This window comes from Mycobacterium sp. SVM_VP21 (assembly GCA_024758765.1).
GTDB classification, from domain to species: Bacteria; Actinomycetota; Actinomycetes; order Mycobacteriales; family Mycobacteriaceae; genus Mycobacterium; species Mycobacterium heraklionense_C.
In genome coordinates, this window is the sequence record CP101406.1 from 1,272,955 (window position 1) to 1,290,529 (window position 17,575).

Annotated in this window: 18 protein-coding genes; 8 read left to right on the top strand and 10 right to left on the bottom strand. The window is 67.3% G+C overall.

Features of this window, described 5'->3' with window-relative positions; genetic code table 11:
- Nucleotides 1–19 precede the first annotated feature (19 nt).
- The 4 genes from NM962_06135 to pssA all read left to right on the top strand — a co-directional run bounded on the left by NM962_06135 (nucleotide 20) and on the right by pssA (nucleotide 3,863).
- Entirely contained in the window at nucleotides 20–943 is a 924-nt protein-coding gene (locus tag NM962_06135) for an SDR family NAD(P)-dependent oxidoreductase (GenBank protein ID UVO13670.1), read from the top strand.
- A 14-nt stretch (nucleotides 944–957) separates the two neighbouring features.
- Nucleotides 958–2,175: a molybdopterin molybdotransferase MoeA gene (locus NM962_06140; GenBank protein UVO13671.1), complete on the top strand. Its 1,218-nt coding sequence runs from the start codon at nucleotides 958–960 to the stop codon at nucleotides 2,173–2,175.
- An 81-nt stretch (nucleotides 2,176–2,256) separates the two neighbouring features.
- A complete protein-coding gene (locus NM962_06145; GenBank protein ID UVO13672.1) occupies nucleotides 2,257–2,964 on the top strand; it encodes a phosphatidylserine decarboxylase in 708 nt (235 codons plus the stop codon).
- Nucleotides 2,961–3,863 (top strand): CDP-diacylglycerol--serine O-phosphatidyltransferase, encoded by a 903-nt coding sequence (gene pssA / locus NM962_06150; GenBank protein ID UVO13673.1) that lies wholly within the window; start codon nucleotides 2,961–2,963, stop codon nucleotides 3,861–3,863. The genes NM962_06145 and pssA overlap by 4 nt, the downstream gene beginning before the upstream one ends.
- A gap of 1 nt (nucleotide 3,864) precedes the next feature.
- Here pssA and NM962_06155 read toward each other — a convergent pair whose 3' ends face one another.
- The gene (locus NM962_06155; protein UVO13674.1) at nucleotides 3,865–4,419 is read right to left on the bottom strand and encodes a chorismate mutase; all 555 of its coding nucleotides are present in this window, start codon (nucleotides 4,417–4,419) and stop codon (nucleotides 3,865–3,867) included.
- 314 nt (nucleotides 4,420–4,733) lie between these two features.
- On the opposite strand from NM962_06155, the gene NM962_06160 reads away from it, so the two are divergent.
- Nucleotides 4,734–5,690: a DJ-1/PfpI family protein gene (locus tag NM962_06160; protein UVO13675.1), complete on the top strand. Its 957-nt coding sequence runs from the start codon at nucleotides 4,734–4,736 to the stop codon at nucleotides 5,688–5,690.
- Nucleotides 5,691–5,818: 128 nt separating this feature from the next.
- Here the strand turns inward: NM962_06160 and NM962_06165 are convergent, their stop codons facing one another.
- From NM962_06165 to NM962_06175, 3 genes are all read right to left on the bottom strand, one after another.
- Complete coding sequence (locus tag NM962_06165) at nucleotides 5,819–6,244, bottom strand: Rid family hydrolase (protein ID UVO13676.1); 426 nt, start codon at nucleotides 6,242–6,244, stop codon at nucleotides 5,819–5,821.
- A gap of 104 nt (nucleotides 6,245–6,348) precedes the next feature.
- Entirely contained in the window at nucleotides 6,349–7,059 is a 711-nt protein-coding gene (locus tag NM962_06170; protein UVO13677.1) for an HD domain-containing protein, read from the bottom strand.
- Between the two features lie 165 nt (nucleotides 7,060–7,224).
- Entirely contained in the window at nucleotides 7,225–8,451 is a 1,227-nt protein-coding gene (locus NM962_06175) for a dipeptidyl aminopeptidase (protein ID UVO13678.1), read from the bottom strand.
- Nucleotides 8,452–8,578: 127 nt separating this feature from the next.
- Between NM962_06175 and NM962_06180 the strand changes: the two genes are divergently transcribed.
- Nucleotides 8,579–9,217: a TetR/AcrR family transcriptional regulator gene (locus NM962_06180; GenBank protein UVO13679.1), complete on the top strand. Its 639-nt coding sequence runs from the start codon at nucleotides 8,579–8,581 to the stop codon at nucleotides 9,215–9,217.
- A gap of 278 nt (nucleotides 9,218–9,495) precedes the next feature.
- On the opposite strand, the gene NM962_06185 is transcribed toward NM962_06180, so the two are convergent.
- The 5 genes from NM962_06185 to NM962_06205 form a co-directional block, all read right to left on the bottom strand.
- Nucleotides 9,496–10,242, bottom strand: coding sequence for a glucose 1-dehydrogenase (locus tag NM962_06185; protein ID UVO13680.1), 747 nt, complete (start codon nucleotides 10,240–10,242; stop codon nucleotides 9,496–9,498).
- Nucleotides 10,229–10,948, bottom strand: coding sequence for a DJ-1/PfpI family protein (locus tag NM962_06190; protein UVO13681.1), 720 nt, complete (start codon nucleotides 10,946–10,948; stop codon nucleotides 10,229–10,231). Before NM962_06190 ends, NM962_06185 begins: the two co-directional genes overlap by 14 nt.
- A 48-nt stretch (nucleotides 10,949–10,996) precedes the next feature.
- Nucleotides 10,997–12,040 (bottom strand): NADH:flavin oxidoreductase/NADH oxidase, encoded by a 1,044-nt coding sequence (locus NM962_06195; GenBank protein UVO13682.1) that lies wholly within the window; start codon nucleotides 12,038–12,040, stop codon nucleotides 10,997–10,999.
- 254 nt (nucleotides 12,041–12,294) lie between these two features.
- On the bottom strand, nucleotides 12,295–13,035 hold the full coding sequence (locus NM962_06200; protein ID UVO13683.1) for an SDR family oxidoreductase: 741 nt from the start codon (nucleotides 13,033–13,035) through the stop codon (nucleotides 12,295–12,297).
- A 438-nt stretch (nucleotides 13,036–13,473) separates the two neighbouring features.
- Nucleotides 13,474–13,689, bottom strand: a complete 216-nt coding sequence (locus NM962_06205; GenBank protein UVO13684.1) for a hypothetical protein — start codon at nucleotides 13,687–13,689, stop codon at nucleotides 13,474–13,476.
- A gap of 116 nt (nucleotides 13,690–13,805) precedes the next feature.
- Between NM962_06205 and NM962_06210 the strand changes: the two genes are divergently transcribed.
- On the top strand, nucleotides 13,806–15,962 hold the full coding sequence (locus tag NM962_06210; protein UVO14571.1) for an AAA family ATPase: 2,157 nt from the start codon (nucleotides 13,806–13,808) through the stop codon (nucleotides 15,960–15,962).
- A gap of 10 nt (nucleotides 15,963–15,972) precedes the next feature.
- Here the strand turns inward: NM962_06210 and NM962_06215 are convergent, their stop codons facing one another.
- Nucleotides 15,973–16,416 (bottom strand): SRPBCC family protein, encoded by a 444-nt coding sequence (locus tag NM962_06215; GenBank protein UVO14572.1) that lies wholly within the window; start codon nucleotides 16,414–16,416, stop codon nucleotides 15,973–15,975.
- A 391-nt stretch (nucleotides 16,417–16,807) separates the two neighbouring features.
- On the opposite strand from NM962_06215, the gene NM962_06220 reads away from it, so the two are divergent.
- Nucleotides 16,808–17,572 carry an AraC family transcriptional regulator gene (locus NM962_06220; GenBank protein UVO13685.1) on the top strand — a complete coding sequence of 255 codons (765 nt, stop codon included), beginning with the start codon at nucleotides 16,808–16,810 and terminating at the stop codon, nucleotides 17,570–17,572.
- Nucleotides 17,573–17,575: the final 3 nt, after the last annotated feature.

Consider the following 17,575-nt stretch of genomic DNA (forward strand, 5'->3'; position numbering starts at 1 on the left):
CCTGAGTATCGTTTGTCACATGAGTAGCCGGGACAGGTGGGCTGCGGACGACGTGCCCGATCAAACCGGCCGCGTCGCGGTAATCACCGGCTCCAACACCGGAATCGGCTATCACACCGCGGAGATACTCGTCGGGCACGGCGCACTGGTGGTGCTGGCGGTGCGCGACCTGGACAAGGGCACCGCGGCTGCAGAGCGGATCACCAAGGCCCACCCGGAGGCCGCCGTCGAAATCCAAGAACTCGATCTGAGTTCGCTGGCGTCGGTCCGCGAAGCCGCCGAGGCCATCAGCATCGCCCATCCCCGCATCGATCTGCTGATCAACAACGCCGGCGTCATGTACACCCCCAAGCAGACCACCGTCGACGGTTTCGAGCTGCAGTTCGGCGTCAACCATCTAGGGCACTTCGCGCTGACCGGCCTGCTGCTGCCCAAGATGATGCGGGTCAAGGGTTCCCGCGTGGTGACCGTCAGCAGCATGGCGCACCGGATCATGGCCGCGATCCACTTCGACGACCTGCAATGGGAACACGGCTACAACCGGATCTCCGCCTACGGGCAGTCCAAGCTGGCCAACTTGATGTTCACCTACGAGCTGCAGCGTCGGCTGGCCGCCAAACGCCGCTCGACCATCGCCGTCGCCGCGCACCCCGGCACCGCCAACACCGAACTGACCCGGCACCTGCCGCCCTTACTGCGTCCCGCAGACCGCTTGCTGATGCCCCTGGTCGTGCAGAGTGCGGCGATGGGCGCATTGCCCACGCTGCGTGCCGCCACCGACCCAGAGGTGACCGGCGGGCAGTATTACGGTCCCAGCGGCATCGGTGAGCAGCGCGGATATCCCAAGCTGGTGGACGCCAGCAAGCACGCGCACGAAGTCGAGTTGCAGCAGCGGTTGTGGGCGGTCTCGCAGGAGCTGACAGGAATCACCTTCCCGGTCTGAGTCAGACTGTCGGGATGCGATCCGTCGAAGAGCACCAACGGGCCGTCACCGACCTGATCCAGGCCCGACCACCGGTCACGGTCGCACTGGCCGATGCCGAGGGCCTGGTACTGGCCGCAGACGTGATCGCACCGATATCGCTGCCGGTCTTCGACAACTCCGGGATGGACGGCTACGCCGTGCTCGCCGACGACATCGCCACCGCGACACCCGAATCGCCGGTGAGTTTGCCTGTCACCGAAGATATTCCGGCCGGACGCACCGATATTCCCACGCTGACACCGGGAACCGCGCACCGCATCATGACCGGGGCGCCGGTCCCGTACGGCGCCGACGGGGTGATTCCCGTCGAGGCCACCGACGGCGGCATCGACGTGGTCCAGATCAGCGCCGCCACCGCCAAGGGCCGCCACATCCGTCGGGCCGGTGGCGACGTCGCCGAGGGCGCCACCGTGCTCTGGGCTGGGCAACTCGTCAGTGCGCCGGCAGCCGGCCTGGCCTCCGCGCTGGGTCTGGCCGAGCTGACGGTGCGGCCCCGGCAACGAGTGCTGGTGATCTCCACCGGTTCCGAACTGATCAAACCCGGTACTCCGCTGGCGCCCGGCCAGATCTATGAATCCAACGGGGTGATGCTGTCGGCCGCGGCACGTGACGCCGGCGCCGAGGTGGTGGCCGCCGTGACGGTCGCCGACGACACCGCCGCGTTCACCGACGTCCTCGACCGCTACGGCGTACGGGACGGGGCGGTGGATCTGGTCATCACCAGCGGCGGGGTCAGCGCGGGCGCCTACGAGGTGGTCAAGGATGTCTTCGGCCGCGACGGCGACCAGGGCGTGCACTTCGTCAAGGTGGCGATGCAGCCCGGGATGCCGCAGGGCATCGGCCGCGTCGGCGACGCAGCCATCATCACGCTGCCGGGCAACCCGGTCAGCGCCCAGGTGTCCTTCGAGGTCTTCGTCCGGCCCGCGCTGCGCCGCGCGATGGGCCTGTCCAAGCCAGATCGCCCGCGCCGCACCGCGGTACTGAGCGAGAAACTGGTCTCACCGGCCGGCAAGCGGCAGTTCCGGCGCGGGCTGCTCGACTACGAAACCGGGACGGTCACCAACTATGGGCCGCCGGCTTCGCACCATCTGCGCTACCTGGCTTCGGCCAACTGCCTCCTGGACATCGCCGACGAGGTGACCGAGCTGCCGGTGGGCACCGAGGTGGAAGTCTGGGACCTGACCGCATAGAGACGGCGGTTCACAAGGCTCGACGAAGGAGAGCCGAAGCTGGGACCGCCGCATAAAGACCGCAGCTTCTAAGATGACCCAATGGCCAGACGCCCCCGCGCAGCAGATGATCCCGGCGGTCTTCGGCACCTGATCGAGCTGGTGCGCTCGACGGTGCCGCCGATGCACAGCGCCGGGCTGCCGTTCGTCGGCAGTGCGCTGGGAGTGGCGCTATTGGGCCGAAAGCAGCGGTGGCTGCGCGGCGCCGGGCTGCTGGCTGCGGGTGCCTGCGCCGGGTTCTTCCGGCATCCGCATCGGGTGCCACCGACTCGCCCCGGTGTGGTGGTGGCCCCCGCCGATGGCGTGGTCTGCTTGGTCGACTCGGCACCTCCACCGCCGGAGCTGGACCTGCCCGACACCCCGTTGCCGCGGGTCAGCATCTTCATGTCCGTGTTCGACGCCCACGTGCAACGAGCTCCAATCGGCGGCGAGGTGATCGAGGTGCTGCACCGGGCCGGCCGGTTCGGGTCCGCGGACCGCACCGAAGCCGCCGAAGACAACGAGCGCAACAGCCTGCGGATCCGCACCGCCGGCGGCGCCGAGGTGATCGCCGTCCAGGTCGCCGGGCTGGTGGCACGGCGCATCCTCTGCGAAGCCCGCCCCGGTGATCATCTGGCGATCGGTGACACCTACGGCCTAATCCGCTTCGGTTCCCGCCTCGACGTCTACCTGCCGGTCGGGACGCAGCCGCTGGTCGGCGTCGGCCAGCGCATGGTCGCCGGCGAGACCGTCCTGGCCGACCTGTCATGACGACTCCCGCCCAGCAGGCCCGCACCAGAGGCCCGGTGGGCCTGCACATCCTGCCGAGTTCGATGACGGTACTGGCTATCTGCGCCGGCCTGACGTCGATCAAATACGCCTTGGATGGCCAGGCGCACGTCGCGATGGCGTTGATCGCGGCGGCCGCCATCCTCGACGGTCTGGACGGCCGGGTGGCCCGCATCCTGGACGCGGAGTCGCGGATGGGCGCCGAGATCGATTCACTGGCCGACGCCGTCGACTTCGGGGTGGCGCCCGCGGTGGTGATCTACGTGACGCTGCTGTCGACGCAGCCCGCGGGCTGGATCGTGGTGCTGCTGTACGCGGTGTGTGTGGTGCTGCGGCTGGCCCGGTTCAACACGCTGCTCGACGACGCCACGCTGCCCGCCTACACGCGGGAATTCTTCGTCGGGATGCCCGCCCCGGCCGGGGCCATCACACTGATGGGCCTACTGGCCGCCCAACTGCAGTTCGGCGACGGGTGGTGGACCTCGCAGTGGTTCACCTGCGCCTGGGTGGTGGGCACCTCGATGCTGTTGGTCAGCCGAATCCCGATGCGCAAGATGCACGCCGTGTCGGTGCCGCCGCACCTGGCCGCGGTGCTGCTGGCGGTACTGGCGCTGGTAGCCGCGGCCGCGTTCCTGTTTCCCTACGTGCTGGTGCTGGTGCTGATCGGGGCTTACCTGTGCACCATTCCGTTCTCGGTCCGCAGTCAGCGTTGGGTTGCCGCACACCCGGAGGCGTGGGAAGACGCCCCCCGGGAGCGCCGGGCCGCGCGACGGGCGATTCGCCGTGCGCAGCCGGGCCGCCGCCCTGGCGTGCGGCGGGTCATCCGTCGACCCAGTGGGCAGTCGATGGCCCGGTTGCGGCTGCGCAAGCCGGGTCGCTGAGCTATCCGGCGCAGTAGTCCCGGGCCGCCGACGACAGCGCCTGGCGGTAGAACTCGTCGAATTGCCTTGCGTCGCTGACGAATTGTGTTGCCTGATCGCGTTGGGCGACGCACTCGGGTGAATGCAGTTGCTGCCAGTGCAGGCCGATCTGGGTGAGCATGACGTGGTTGAAGCCGTCGATGCGGGTCCGCGATGCCGCCAGGTCTGGAGCGGTCGCCGGCGCGGCGGCCGGGTTCAGTTTCCACTGGCCGAATCGGTAGTGCTCGACGGCTTCGGTGGCGCCGATCTGGTCGGTGAAGACCCGGCGCACATAGTCGGGGTCGAGGCCGTCTTTGACCGCGTCGTCGGCCAGTTTCGACAGTTGCTGCTGGACCCGGGCCGGGTCCTCAATGGCGCCCCCGGTCCGCCATTTGACGGCCGCCACGTCATCGGCGACCTGGAGTCGCTGGGCGGCAGCGTCGACCAGGTCGGACAGGGGGGACGCGTCGTCGGCCCCGGCCGGGGGGGCCAGCAGCAGGGCCGCGCAGAGCAACGACATCAGCGTGTGTGATCGCATGGGCTCCATTCAAGCCCTCAAGCGATGGGCGTTGAGATCCGAGACCGCATTCTTTCGCGACCGATCCGCACTCACAGGCATGGCGGGCATTTTGGCTCCATATGGGGTGCCATGGTTGGTATAGACAGCAGAACCCTCGGATCCGTCCGTACCGCAAGTGGGACCGGCGGCATGGACGAAGGGGCCGGATCGGTCGACGAAGTCACCGCCCCGGGGCCGCTAATGCGACCACGCACACGATGGCCAGATCCTGATGTTCCATGGCATAACTGCCACTGGCCAAGACGTCGAGGGCCGGGCAGGATCGGTTACCGATGGACAATCACCTCATTGCCGTTGTGGCCCTGGACGGCGTCACCGCACTGGACCTAGCGATTCCGATGGACGTCTTCGGGATCGACCCTGACGTGCCCTATGAGCTGCGTGTCTGCGGCGTGGCTGACCGCGTCCAGACCGCATCCGGTCTGACATTGGCGATCGACCACGGTCTTGAGGCCATAGCCGAGGCGGACACCGTCATTGTTCCGGGATACGAGCCGGTAGATCGCCCCGTCCCCACCGCGGTACTCGACGCATTGGCAGCCGAGGTCGAGCGGGGCACCAGAGTGGCGTCGATCTGCACCGGAGCGTTTGCCCTGGGCGCCGCCGGCGTTCTCGACGGCCGACGCGCGACCACGCATTGGCAGCATATGAAGGAGTTCGAGGCGCGGTTTCCATCGGTGCACCTCGACCGAGACGTGCTTTACGTCGACAACGGCAATATCCTCACGTCTGCCGGAATGTGCTGCGGAATCGACATGTGTTTGCACATCGTGATGCGGGATCTCGGGGCGGCGACCGCCAATCGGGTGGCCCGCACGTTGGTCGCCGCGCCGCATCGCGATGGCGGCCAGGCACAGTACGTTCCCGCCGCGGTAGCCATCGCCGGTGATGCTTCATTGGCCGCTACCCGGGCTTGGGCGTTGGGTCATTTGGCCGATCCCATCGGCGCTTCGGAGATGGCCAGACATGCCCGGATGTCGATGCGGACTTTTATGCGCCGCTTCGCCGAAGAGACTGGAACCACCCCGTTCCAGTGGCTGCTGAATGCACGCATCACCTCCGCGCGCGAACTGCTTGAAACGACCGATTATTCGGTTGACCGTGTCGCCCGGGACTCCGGGTTGGGATCAGCCGCCAATCTTCGGCTCCACTTTCGCCGGAGTCTGGCGACCACACCGACCGGGTATCGCCGAACGTTCACGTGCGTTCCCGACACCGCGGCCGTCTGAGCTGCTCCGCGTAGCGATCGGCGCCCCGCCGCCGCCATCCAAGACGGACCGACCGTCGCACATTCTGAGTATCGGGGAGTTCAGGGGCCGCCCCAGCGATCGGGACAGCCCCTGCTCAGCTCCCGCCGTCAGCCCCCAGACCCGATGATGGCGACCACTTCGACCTCGATGCGCATCTCGGGCATCCCCAGCGCCTTCACCCCGAGCGCGGTCCACAACGGCAGGTGCTTTCCGGCACGCTTGCGGAATTGGTCTACGACCGCAGCCATGTGGTCGTCGCCGATGGAGTCCTCACGACTCGGGACGTGATATGTCTTGACACTCACTACGTCGTGCCAGGTCGCCCCCGCCGCCTCAAGAGTCCTTTCGACGTTTCCGAAGGCCAGGTCGATCTCCTCCTCCAGGGAGTCCGCGGAGACGACCTGGTCGTCGTCCCATCCACCCTGACCGGAGATCTCGACTCGGTCCCCGACACGGAGCGCCTGACTGTAGCTGTACCGGGAACGAGTGACTTCTCCGTAGCCGGGAGTGTCAATGAACTCGACGGTGGACATGCAGCTGCTTCCTTTCATCGTTACTTCCATTCTTCCGGAGTCCGGAATCTTTCTTCATCACTCGATCGTCGCGGCAGAAGCCGTCTCGATGAAGTCAATGAAACTCAGTTGCCCCAACGCGAACCGCCATCGGCGATGAGCTCCTCGACGTAGGTGGTCCCGAATTCGCTTCTCTCCCGGAGAATCTCACCCGGCGGGTGATAGCGCGGGGCGTTCTCCGGGTTCATGGCGGCATGCCCGGCGACCGCGTCCAAGACTGACGTCGCCATGTTGAATCGGGGATAGACGTGGTGAATAGCGGCGCCGATCTGCGCGGTCACCGCCTCCCCGTGCGAATCCGGCAGACCGAGCACTCCGCCGAAGTCGATAGCGATGCCCTGATAGGTCAGTGACGTCAGCGCACCCATCCGTTCAGGTATGACGGCCGTGTTGTGCAGTGCAATGGCCTCCCACACGGCATCAACCTTCCGAGCCTCCAAACCGTGCCCGGTGAGGAACTCGGCGGCCCGGTCGGCGCCGTCCACCTCGAATCGAGTGTCGCCCTTCGCCAATGGGGACAGGCCGACGTCATGCAAGACGCACGAGAGGTAGAGCAATTCTTCATCGAAGTCACTGCCCGCGACGAGTCCGATGCACGGGGCGAGCAACCGTGCGAACAGGAAGCTACGCACGCTGTGATTGGCGATGGCCGGCGACTCCGCGGCTTGTACGAGTTCCAGGGCCGCCGTGGCCAACGGCGTACCGGGCAGCGTCAATAGGTCAGCATTATCGGCGACGGCTCCCTTAGAAGGGGATACCGGATTCGGGAATGTCATGAACCCAAGTCTGCGATCGAGGGGGCGGTCCGGCCAGCGGCGGATTTGCCGATCACCGCGAGGTTTACGCCAAACCGACAGTCGGAGCCCGGGGCGTGAGCTCGCGAACGGCAAGCACCGGAGATACCGTCAAATCCTATGGATCGGTAAAGCACCGGGGTGCTCTCAGGAGCCGGTGGCGTCGAGGTGGTCGTCGAGGTAGTCGAAGAACCGTTGGGCAGCCAACGACCGGGCCATCGGCTCGCAATGTCCGGCAGCTCCTTCGGCGGCGGTGAAGCGGACGAGGGTCTTCTCGTTCGGGATCATGTCGTAGAGGCGCTGGGGCTGGCCGGCGAAGTACCCCTCTTCGTCGGGGTCGGCGATGAGTACCGGTGTGGTGATCTGTGCGGCGAGTTCGGGAGTGATCTGGTAACGCGCGGACTCGCGAAAGGTATCGAAGAAGCTTACGTAGCCGTAGGGCTTGGCTCGCCAGGCGAAGGTCCGTTTGACGTTGGCCGGGAGCTGCTCGATCGCCGCGTCGAAGGCGTCCCGCTCGCCACCCGCGAGCAGCTCGCCCAGCTCGGGGGAGAGCATCGCCTGCCAGGCTTCGGACACGTTGACCACCCCGCCGTCGATGACCGCGGCCGTGAAGCGGTGCTCGAAGGCCAGGGCGCGCGGGGCCCAATACCCGCCCTGGCTGACCGCATAGAGGGCGAGGCGCTGCGGGTCCACGCCCGGTAGCCGGAGCGTTGCGTCGACGACCGGTGAGAGGACGTGTTCGAAATCGGGCCGGAACCCGATGCCTCGTTCGAAGAGCATGCGCTGCTGCCCTGGCCCGTCGAACACCACGACGTGGTAGCCACGGGCCGACGCCTCGGAGCCGTAGCCAGGCCACAGGTAACTCGCCGCGCCGTCGGCACCGTTGACCATCACCAGCGTCGGCTTCGGGCCCTCGCCGGGCGCGGGGAAGAACCAGCCGGGCATAGTGGTGTTCTCGTAGGGGATTTCCAGCGGCTGGGGCGGGTTGTCCAGCAGGCCGAGGTACTGCTCCCAGCACCGGCGGTAGGCGGCGAAAGTGCGTGCCCGCACGAGGTCGGGGCCCGTGCACCCGTCGGCCACCACCACGCACGTCGCGTAGTAGGTTGCCGCGCGGAGGAGCGCGTTACGGCCGCTGATCCGATGGCCCTTTCGCACGCAGTCGTCGCCGATCGCGGCGACACGGTCGGCGGTCGCCTCCCACTCGTGTGCCCACGACGCGAGGTTGCCGTCGGTGATGCGGTCGATCGTCGCTAACGTCTCACCGGTGTCCGCCGCGCCGGTGTACACCCGCCCGAGCATTGCCCGTGTCATCGAGTTCATGACCGGATCGGTGAAGAAGATCGAACGCCCACCAGTCTCGGTTGCGATCCCCATGCTCATTCCCGCCCTCTCCGAATCGCTGCGGGCGCCGCCCACCCGGCCAATATAAGAGAGACAATCATCTCGTATTAAGAATAGGGCGAGTCGATAAGGAACGCAAATCTTCCCTATACTGGGGGCTGTGATCACCCCCGTCCCCACGCCTGCCCGCCAGCGCAGACGAGGGCCCGAACTTGAGGCCGCGCTGCTGGACGCGGCGTGGGACGAGCTGGTTGAGGTCGGCTTCGCGAAGCTGACCATGGAGTCCATCGCCGCACGAGCCCGTACCGGGGTCGCCGTGCTGTACCGCCGCTGGGCCAACAAGGACGAGCTGGTGCTTGCCGCGCTCGAGCATTACCGCACCAGCCACCCGGTCGAGATCCCCGACACCGGTAGCCTGCGCGGTGATCTGATCGCCACGCTGACAGGCATGGGCCGGGCCCGTGCTGCGTTCTTCGCCATCACCGCAGCTACCGTCTTCTCCGGGCTGATGGCCGGCAGCGGACTTACCCCCACCCAGGTACGCGACCGGATCCTGGGCGAGCAACGGCTCGCGCTCATCCGGACCATCTACCAGCGTGCCGACGACCGCGGCGAGATCGACCTGGAACAGATCCCGGCCGCGGTGCTCGCAATGCCCTTCGACCTGGTACGCCACGACCTGCTCATGGACCTCGAACCCGTAGCGCCCGAGCGCATCCACTCGATCGTCGACGAACTGTTCCTACGCCTCGTCCACCAGGACACGAGTAAACGTCGGCGCGGTGAGCAAATCCTCTGAGAATCAACCAGGTTCGAGATGGTCGTGATGGTCCGGAGGCCACCGACAGCGAGAACCCGACGACGCCTTCCCAGACTCGAGTGGCGGTCGAGACGAGACGCGGCCGAGATGCCGACTCATTGGGCGACAGGCCAGAACCACTGATAGTCCACCTGCCCAGCCGGATAATCCGGATGCGGATGCACGTCCCGGCGAGCTGATGTCGCCAGGCTCGGGAGGCCTGCGGCCGAACGGAGCCCGCCACAATCACGCGTAGCCGGCCTCGGAGTCCGAGGCTTTCACAACTGTGAGATCCCGCCGTCGACGACGAGTTCCGCTCCGAGCACAAAACGGGACTCGTCGCTGGCCAGGTACAGGGCAGCCTGCGCGATCTCCTCCGCAGTTCCCATCCGTCCAACCGGGGTGCGTGCCGCAAGATCATCACGTACCGCCTGCGCTTGCGCCTCGGTCCGGCCCTGGCTCTGCAGCGGTGTATCGATCCCGCCCGGCGAAATCGCATTCACCCGGATTTGACGGTCAAGCAGTTCGCGGGACCAGGTGCGGGCCAGGGATCGAACGGCGGCCTTGGATGCCGAGAGCAGCGACAGCCCCGGGCGCCCGACCTGATTGAGAAACGACGTCAGCAGGATGACCGATCCCCCGCGCCGGATCAACGGCGAAACCGCCTGCATCGAGAAGAAGACCCCTTTGACGTTGATGTCCATCAACTGGTCGTAACGCGCCTCGTCGGTCTCCGCCAACGGTGTCGGGTACGCAATGCCGGCATTGGCCACGAAGATGTCGACCGCGCCCGCCGCCGTACCGATCTGCGTTGCCAGGGAGCGCATCTGGCCAACCGAGGCGACATCGGCCCGGATCGCGGTGCACCGCTCCCCGAGTTCATCCTGGACGCGGCACAGCGCGTGCTGGTCACGCCCGGTCACGAATACGCGCGCACCATGCTCGACGAACAACCGGGCGATGGCCAACCCGATTCCGCTGGTTCCCCCCGTGATGAGGGCGGTTTTGCCCTCAATTCGTTGCATGATCTGCCCTTCTCGGTGTCACGGTCCGTTCCGCGGCGGCAGCCATCGCGGCGACCAGCGGCGCCAATCTCTGCTCCGCACCGATGCGGGTGCCCGTGTCGGCGCGATCTGGGGTACCGACCATGTACGGCGGATCCGGGTCGTACTCCATGACCAGCTGACGCACCTTGGCGGCGTCCTCGCCGGCCAGGACCGCGGCCAGATGGAGCCCGAAGTCGATGCCCGCGGTGACCCCGCCACCGGTGATGCGGTTCCGATCGACGACGATCCGACCGTCCTCCGGGAGAGCGCCGTAGGCTTTCAGGAAGCGTCGAAACGCCCAATGCGATGTGGCACGGTAACCGGTGAGCAACCCGGCGGCAGCCAGGATGAGTGAGCCCGTGCAGACACTGGTGACGTACCGCGCATCCGCCGAGACCGATCGCAGAAACGCCAGCGTCTCCGCATCCTCGACCATCCGGTGGGTGCTCCTGGTCCCGGGCACCACCAGCACGTCATAGGTGGGTCGGCAATCGGCAAAGGTCTTGGTCGGGATTACTGCCACCTGGCTATCACCGATGACCGGCTCGGCGGTCTTGGCGACCAAGTCCACTGCCACGCCGGGAACTCCGGCGAGCACCTGGTGCGGGCCGAAAAGGTCGAGCATGGTGAAATCCGGGTAGATCAACATCGCGATCGTCGTGGGAGACATCTCGTCAGTCCGCATCGGCGGCAGTTCCTTTCACTGGGCAACGTTGGGAGTCGACGAGCACGGCTACGCCCAGCTAGCCGAGCGGAATGGCGGCGGGACGTAGTCGATCTGCGCCCCGAGTTCGTGGGCCGCGCGCAGCGCGAAGTGCGGGTCTCGAATGAGTTCCCGGCCGAGGAAGACGGCGTCGGCTCGCCCTTCGGCGAGAATCCTCTCCGCCTGATCCGGCGAGGTGATCTTGCCGACGGCCGATGCGGGAACCCCGCCGAGTTCGCGGACACGTTCGGTCAGTGGCACCTGATAGCCGGGCGATACGGAGATGAAGATGTCTCCGGCCAGGCCGCCGCTGGAGATGTCGAAGAAGTCCGCGCCGCGTTGGTGTGCCCACCTGGCCACGCGGGCCGTTTCGTCTACGGTCCATCCGCCGTCGATCCAATCGGTACCGGACAACCGCACGAAAAGTGCAGTGGTCTCTGGTATTACGCCGCGGATTCGATCCACGACCTCCAGGAGCAGCCTGGCGCGATTCTCCAGTGACCCGCCGTAACCGTCGGTGCGCGCATTGCTCAGCGGCGAGAGGAACTGATGCAGTAGGTACCCGTGGGCGGCGTGAATCTCTATGACGTCGAATCCCGCGGCCACGGCACGCTGCGCCGCGGCCGCGAAGTCGTCGAGGACTTTGGCGATGCCGGCCGAATCCAGTTCGCTGGGAGCGTCCATGCCGGCGAACGGAATCGGCGATGGCCCTACCGTCGTCCAGCCGCCCTCCTCGACAGGTTTGGTGCTACCGCTCCGCCCGGTGTCCACGCCGTAGTCGGATGCCTTCCGTCCGGCATGTGCCAGCTGTATGCCGATCCGGGTGTTCTGACTGTGGACGAAGTCGACGACGCGACTCCAGCGGTCACGTTGCGCATCGTTCCAAATCCCGGCGCATTCCGTGGTGATCCGCGCTTCGGGGCTGATGCCCGTGGCTTCTACCACGACGAGGCCGACACCGCCGGCGGCGTACGTGCCGGCGTTCACCAAATGCCAGTCATCGGGCATCCCGTCACCGTGGAGGCACATGTATTGGCACATCGGGGAGACCCAGATCCGATTGCGGAAGGTCACCCCACGGATCGTCAACGGTTCAAAAAGACGTGGATTCACAGCTGCGTGAGTCCTCTCTATCGGTCTTCACCGCCGGATGGCGCCGTATGTCGGGCGTAGGCATCTGCGGGGATGGAGTGCCGGCCGAGTCGGCGCCGGATTGAAGGCTGCACCGCCGGGTCGCGTTCCGCGTAGCGTCGGGCGGCCCGCCAGAAGTGCGCGTTGCCACCGGGCGAATGCGACGGTCGTCGTCAGTGGCTCCGGCGCGCCCGGGTTCAGGCGTTCATCCCGCCGTCAACGGTGATGCCGGTACCGGTGATGTTCCCGGCTGTCGGGCCGACCAAGAAGCCGACGGCCGATGCGATGTCGCCGACACGCGAATAGCGTCCAAGTGCCGTCAGCGCCGTCAGCCCGTCGGCGCCCGCACTATCTGCCGGGTTCATATCGGTATCCGTCGGCCCCGGATGGACGAGGTTGACGGTGATTCCGCGTGGCCCGAGTTCGCGGGCCAAGCCGCGGGTGAAGGACAGCAACGCAGATTTCGACATCGAATAGACCGTTGCGTAATCGATCGCCACCCGCTCCGCCAAACAGGATCCCAGCGAGACGATGCGGCCACCGTCGGGCAGATAGGCAAGCGCAGCCTGCGATGCCAACACCACCGAGCGGATGTTCACGGCGATCAGGTGGTCGATCTGCTCGAGGGTGGTCTCGACCAGTGGAGCCGAGTACAACACACCGGCGTTGTTCACCAGGATGTCCAGTCCGCCGATGTGCGAGACCGCGGCCGCCACCGACGACGTCACCGCAGCGGCGTCAGCGCTGTCGGCTTGGATTGCGACGGCCTTCCGTCCGAGCGACCGAATCCTGCCGGTCACCCTTGCTGCCGAATCGGTCGATCGCTGATACGTGATCGCGACGTCGGCGCCACGTGTGGCCAGTTCCACGGCGATCGCGGTGCCGATCCCGCGCGCGGCGCCGGTGACCAACGCTCGCTTTCCCGTCAGATCTGTCATCGGTTCCTCCCGCGCATGTCCGGCTTTCGGTATGAGCTTGCATCTTTGGTCGGCGTCAAACGAGTGGCGTATCTGCCTCAATACGAAAGGCTTTGGCCAATATCCGGGTCACCGGCGATCAGCACGGGTACCACTGAGGTGGGCCACGAGCCAGCTGCACCTTTTCGCCGCTATGCACGCACGGCCCTTGATACCAACGAAGAAAGTTCTCACCGGCGGGGTCAGGATCGGTTTCTGCGGACGCCACGCAGCCGCTGACGGTGCCGAGCCTGGGCGCAGCGTCAGTGCTGGCTGTCTTGCTCGCGGGGTCCGCCCGGGGCGTGGGGCGGGGGTGTGTTGTGGTCGGCGGACGCAGGGTGTAGCGAAGCGACCGACGCAGACGGGAGCGCCAGCGGACGGTAGCGCAAGGGAGCGGAGCGAAGCCCGGAGAGGAGCCCACTACCAGCGCAGTGTGGTCAGCGTGGTTGGCCGGTGAGCTGCGTGAGTTGGGCGGCTATGGCTGGGGCTGCGGCCAGGGTGCTGGCGCAGGTGCTCGACGACGCGTCCATCGATCGCGTTGCGCTGACCGGCCAACTCCGCCAACTCGGCGAACCGCACCTCAAGGCGGCGGCCAGGAGCCAACCTGGCGATGCCAGCAGCGGCGGTCGACGACATCACTTCATCATCGCAGCGCGGTGTGGCAAGTCCGGGCACGGCGATTGCCACGCAGGAGGAAATCCGCGTAATTTGACCGGGTGAGTTCCTCCGAACAGCACGGAGAAGACCGTCGGATCGACACCTCCCGGCACCTGACGCTGATCGCCCGGCTCAACACCTCCGCCGTCGACGCCCGCCGTGGCGTGGTTCGACTGCACCCCGAAGCGGTTGCCGCCCTAGGCATCCGGGAGTGGGACGCGGTGTCGCTGACGGGTTCTCGCACGACTTCGGCGGTGGCCGGGCTCACCGGATCGGATGCACCGACCGGCGTGGTGCTGCTCGACGACGTGACGCTGTCCAACGCGGGGCTACGTGACGGCACCGAGGTGGTGGTGTCCGCGGTGACGGTCTACGGTGCCCGGTCGGTGACGTTGAGTGGCTCGACGCTGGCCTCGCAGAGTCTGTCGCCGAACACCCTGCGCCAGGCCCTGCTGGGCAAGGTGATGACCGTCGGCGACGCGGTGTCCCTGCTGCCCCGCGACCTCGGCCCCGGCACGTCGACGTCGGCGGCCACCACCGCCCTGGCGTCCTCGGTGGGGATCAGCTGGACCTCGGAGCTGCTGACCGTCACCGGGGTGGATCCCGCCGGACCGGTCAGCGTGCAGCCCAACTCACTGGTCACCTTCGGCAACGGCACCACCGCGCCTGCGGCGACCGTCGCCAAGCCGGTCACCCCGGCCCGGATCGCGATCGATGAACTCAAGGGCTGCGAGGCCCAAGCCGCCAAGCTCGCGGAATGGCTCAAGCTCGCTCTCGACGAGCCCGAGCTGTTGAAGACCCTGCGGGCCGGAACGAATCTCGGTGTGCTGGTGTCGGGTCCGGCCGGGGTGGGAAAAACGACTCTGGTTCGGGCGGTATGTGAGGGCCGGCGGCTGATCGAGCTGGACGGCCCCGAGATCGGTGCGCTGGCCGCCGACGAGCGGCTGGCCGCGGTGCGCTCGGCGGTGGCGCGGGTCTGCGACGGCGGCGGGGTGCTGCTGATCGCCGACGTGGACACCCTGCTGCCCGAACCAGCGGAACCGGTTGCGACCCTGATCCTGGCCGAACTGCGCAACACCGTGGCCACCGAAGGGGTGGCGTTCATCGCGACCTCGGCGCTGCCCGACCATGTCGATCCCCGGCTGCGGGCCCCGGAGTTGTGCGATCGCGAGATCCGGCTGAGCCTGCCCGACGGCGCGACCCGGGCTGCGCTGCTGGCCACCCTGCTGATCTCGGTTCCCACGGCAGACCTGACGCTGAGTGAGATCGCCGAGCGCACACCGGGTTTCGTGGCCGCTGATCTTGCGGCACTGGTCCGGGAAGCGGCACTGCGGGCGGCGTCGCGGGCCAGCGACAACGACGAGGCGCCCAAGCTCACCCAGGAAGACCTGATCGGGGCGCTCAGCGTGATCCGTCCGCTGTCGCGTTCGGCGGCCGCCGAGGTGTCGGTCGGCTCGGTCACCCTCGACGACGTCGGGGACATGGTAGCCACCAAACAGGCGCTGACCGAGGCGATCCTGTGGCCCCTGCAGCATCCGGACACCTTCACCCGGCTCGGCGTCGATCCCCCGCACGGTGTGCTGCTCTACGGCCCGCCGGGGTGCGGCAAGACGTTCATCGTGCGGGCCCTGGCCGGCTCCGGGCGGGTCAGCGTGCATGCCGTCAAAGGTGCGGAGCTGATGGACAAGTGGGTGGGCAGCAGTGAGCGGGCGGTGCGGGATCTGTTCCAGCGCGCCCGCGATTCGGCACCGTCGCTGGTGTTCCTCGACGAGATCGACGCACTGGCACCGCGGCGCGGACAGAGTTTCGACTCCGGGGTGACCGACCGGGTGGTGGCCGCGCTGCTCACCGAGCTCGACGGCGCCAACCCGCTGCGCGACGTGGTGGTGGTGGGAGCCACCAACCGTCCCGAGCTGATCGACCCGGCCCTGACCCGGCCGGGTCGGCTGGAGAAGCTGGTGTTCGTCGAGCCGCCGGACGCCGATGCCCGCCGGCAGATCCTGCGGGTGGCCGGCAAATCGGTGCCCCTGCACGACGATGTCGATCTCGATGCGCTGGCCGCCGACCTGGACGGCTACAGCGCCGCCGACTGTGTGGCGCTGCTGCGGGAGGCGGCGCTGACCGCGATGCGGCGGTCCATCGATGCCGCCGACGTGACGATGGACGACGTCGCCGCGGCCCGCGAAAATATCCGTCCCTCACTGGATCCCGCCCAAATAGACGCACTGCGTTCCTTCGCCGGCAACCGCTAGCGCGCCGAGGTCAGGAGACCTCGACCAGCGCCGCCAGCCGCGACAACGAGGCCGCGAGTTTGTCCGCGGTAGTGGCCCGGGCCCGGGCGAGACGCTTGGGATCAGACAACTCCGACCAGTCATAAGTGTGCGTGACCCGGGTGCGTGCCGGACCCAGCGGCTCAAGCTCCCAGCGCCACAGATGCCCCGGCGGCGTACCGCCGGGCTCGGCCGGGCGCCACGCGATACGGCGTCCGTCCTCGAACTCCACCACGTGATTCTCCCGGTCCCAGCCCAGCGTCAGGGTCATGGTGAAGACGTCCCCGACCCCGCGAACCCGTTGTCCGGGTTGAGCTTCGGCGAGATTGGCATTGCCGTCCCAGCGCGGCTGGCGCGCCGGATCGGCGATAAACTCGAAGATCAGCGGCGCCGGCGCCGCGATGACCCTGCTGGCACTGACGATCTTGGCCGGCAGCGGCGATCCGACGCGGTGCGCGGTGCCCTCGGGATCGACGTAGGCGAATTCCCTGATCCCATAGTCGGTGTCGACCGGTTCGACAAAGCGTCCCGGCACTCCCGTCACCGTCCATTGCGCATAGAGCGCATCGGCGTCGTCGACGTAGAAATACACACTGGCCGCGGTGCGCAGCGGATCGTGCTCGGCCCACTCGGACACATGCAGCGACACCGGCCCGCGATCGGCGAATCCGTACCGGGCCGGCCCCTGGTAGGTGCGCACGGTGAAGCCGAGCCGGCGGTAGCGGTCCAAGGTGGCGTCGAGGTCTCGCACCGGAATGATCGGCGCGACCGACGTGAACCCAACCTCAGACATATCGAGAGCGTACGTTGATGCGTGGTGACGGCTGATGTACCAGGAATTTCGCCCCGAACAGCGGCTCCGAGAGTTCGTGGAATGCGGCTGGGTGCTGCCGGCTCCGAGCGACCGGGCGACTCGGGTCTTGCCCGACGGCTGCGTGGACCTGTTCGTGACCGGGCGCGGCGAGATCCTGGTTGCCGGACCCGCCACGCGCCACTACGAGGTGTCTTCTGACACCGAGGGAGTGCTGGCCGGCCTGCGGTTGCGCCCGGGCGCGGTTGGCAGTGTGCTGGGGCGGCCCGCCGGCGAGTTGCGAGATGCGCGCATTCCGTTCGACTCCGAGTTCGGCGCCGATGGCCGGCGAGCGGTCGAGAAGCTGTTCGGCACACCATCGCCCAGACAGCGGACGGGGTTGTTGGAAAACCTGCTCGCCGCCTACCTCACGAACGTCGATCCGCTGCTGGACCGGCCGATCGCCCACGCGGTACAGATCCTGCGCCGGCGGCCCGACCTGCCGGTGACCATGTTGGCCGCCGAGGTCGGTTTCAGCGAGCGGCAGTTGCGCCGCCGTTTCGACGCCGCGGTCGGCTACGGCCCCAAACGCTTGAGTCGGGTGCTGCGTTTTCAGCGACTGCTGGAGTTGCTGCACGCCACCGACGGGCCGCCGCGCTGGGCCGAGCTGGCGATGGCATCCGGATATGCCGACCAGTCCCACATGATCAACGAGTGCGTGGCGCTGGCTGGCGTTCCACCGACGGCGCTGCCGGCCGGCGCGTCCGTTTCCTCCAATACCGCAGAACCCCGATCGCCCTAGCCT

Bases quoted from the DNA above. Each gene is read 5' to 3' on its own strand.
- NM962_06135 (UVO13670.1), top strand. From the start codon at position 20: ATGAGTAGCCGGGACAGGTGGGCTGCGGACGACGTGCCCGATCAAACC.
- NM962_06140 (UVO13671.1), top strand. From the start codon at position 958: ATGCGATCCGTCGAAGAGCACCAACGGGCCGTCACCGACCTGATCCAG.
- NM962_06145 (UVO13672.1), top strand. From the start codon at position 2,257: ATGGCCAGACGCCCCCGCGCAGCAGATGATCCCGGCGGTCTTCGGCAC.
- pssA (UVO13673.1), top strand. From the start codon at position 2,961: ATGACGACTCCCGCCCAGCAGGCCCGCACCAGAGGCCCGGTGGGCCTG.
- NM962_06155 (UVO13674.1), bottom strand. From the start codon at position 4,419: ATGCGATCACACACGCTGATGTCGTTGCTCTGCGCGGCCCTGCTGCTG.
- NM962_06160 (UVO13675.1), top strand. From the start codon at position 4,734: ATGGACAATCACCTCATTGCCGTTGTGGCCCTGGACGGCGTCACCGCA.
- NM962_06165 (UVO13676.1), bottom strand. From the start codon at position 6,244: ATGTCCACCGTCGAGTTCATTGACACTCCCGGCTACGGAGAAGTCACT.
- NM962_06170 (UVO13677.1), bottom strand. From the start codon at position 7,059: ATGACATTCCCGAATCCGGTATCCCCTTCTAAGGGAGCCGTCGCCGAT.
- NM962_06175 (UVO13678.1), bottom strand. From the start codon at position 8,451: ATGGGGATCGCAACCGAGACTGGTGGGCGTTCGATCTTCTTCACCGAT.
- NM962_06185 (UVO13680.1), bottom strand. From the start codon at position 10,242: ATGCAACGAATTGAGGGCAAAACCGCCCTCATCACGGGGGGAACCAGC.
- NM962_06190 (UVO13681.1), bottom strand. From the start codon at position 10,948: ATGCGGACTGACGAGATGTCTCCCACGACGATCGCGATGTTGATCTAC.
- NM962_06200 (UVO13683.1), bottom strand. From the start codon at position 13,035: ATGACAGATCTGACGGGAAAGCGAGCGTTGGTCACCGGCGCCGCGCGC.
- NM962_06205 (UVO13684.1), bottom strand. From the start codon at position 13,689: ATGTCGTCGACCGCCGCTGCTGGCATCGCCAGGTTGGCTCCTGGCCGC.
- NM962_06220 (UVO13685.1), top strand. From the start codon at position 16,808: ATGTACCAGGAATTTCGCCCCGAACAGCGGCTCCGAGAGTTCGTGGAA.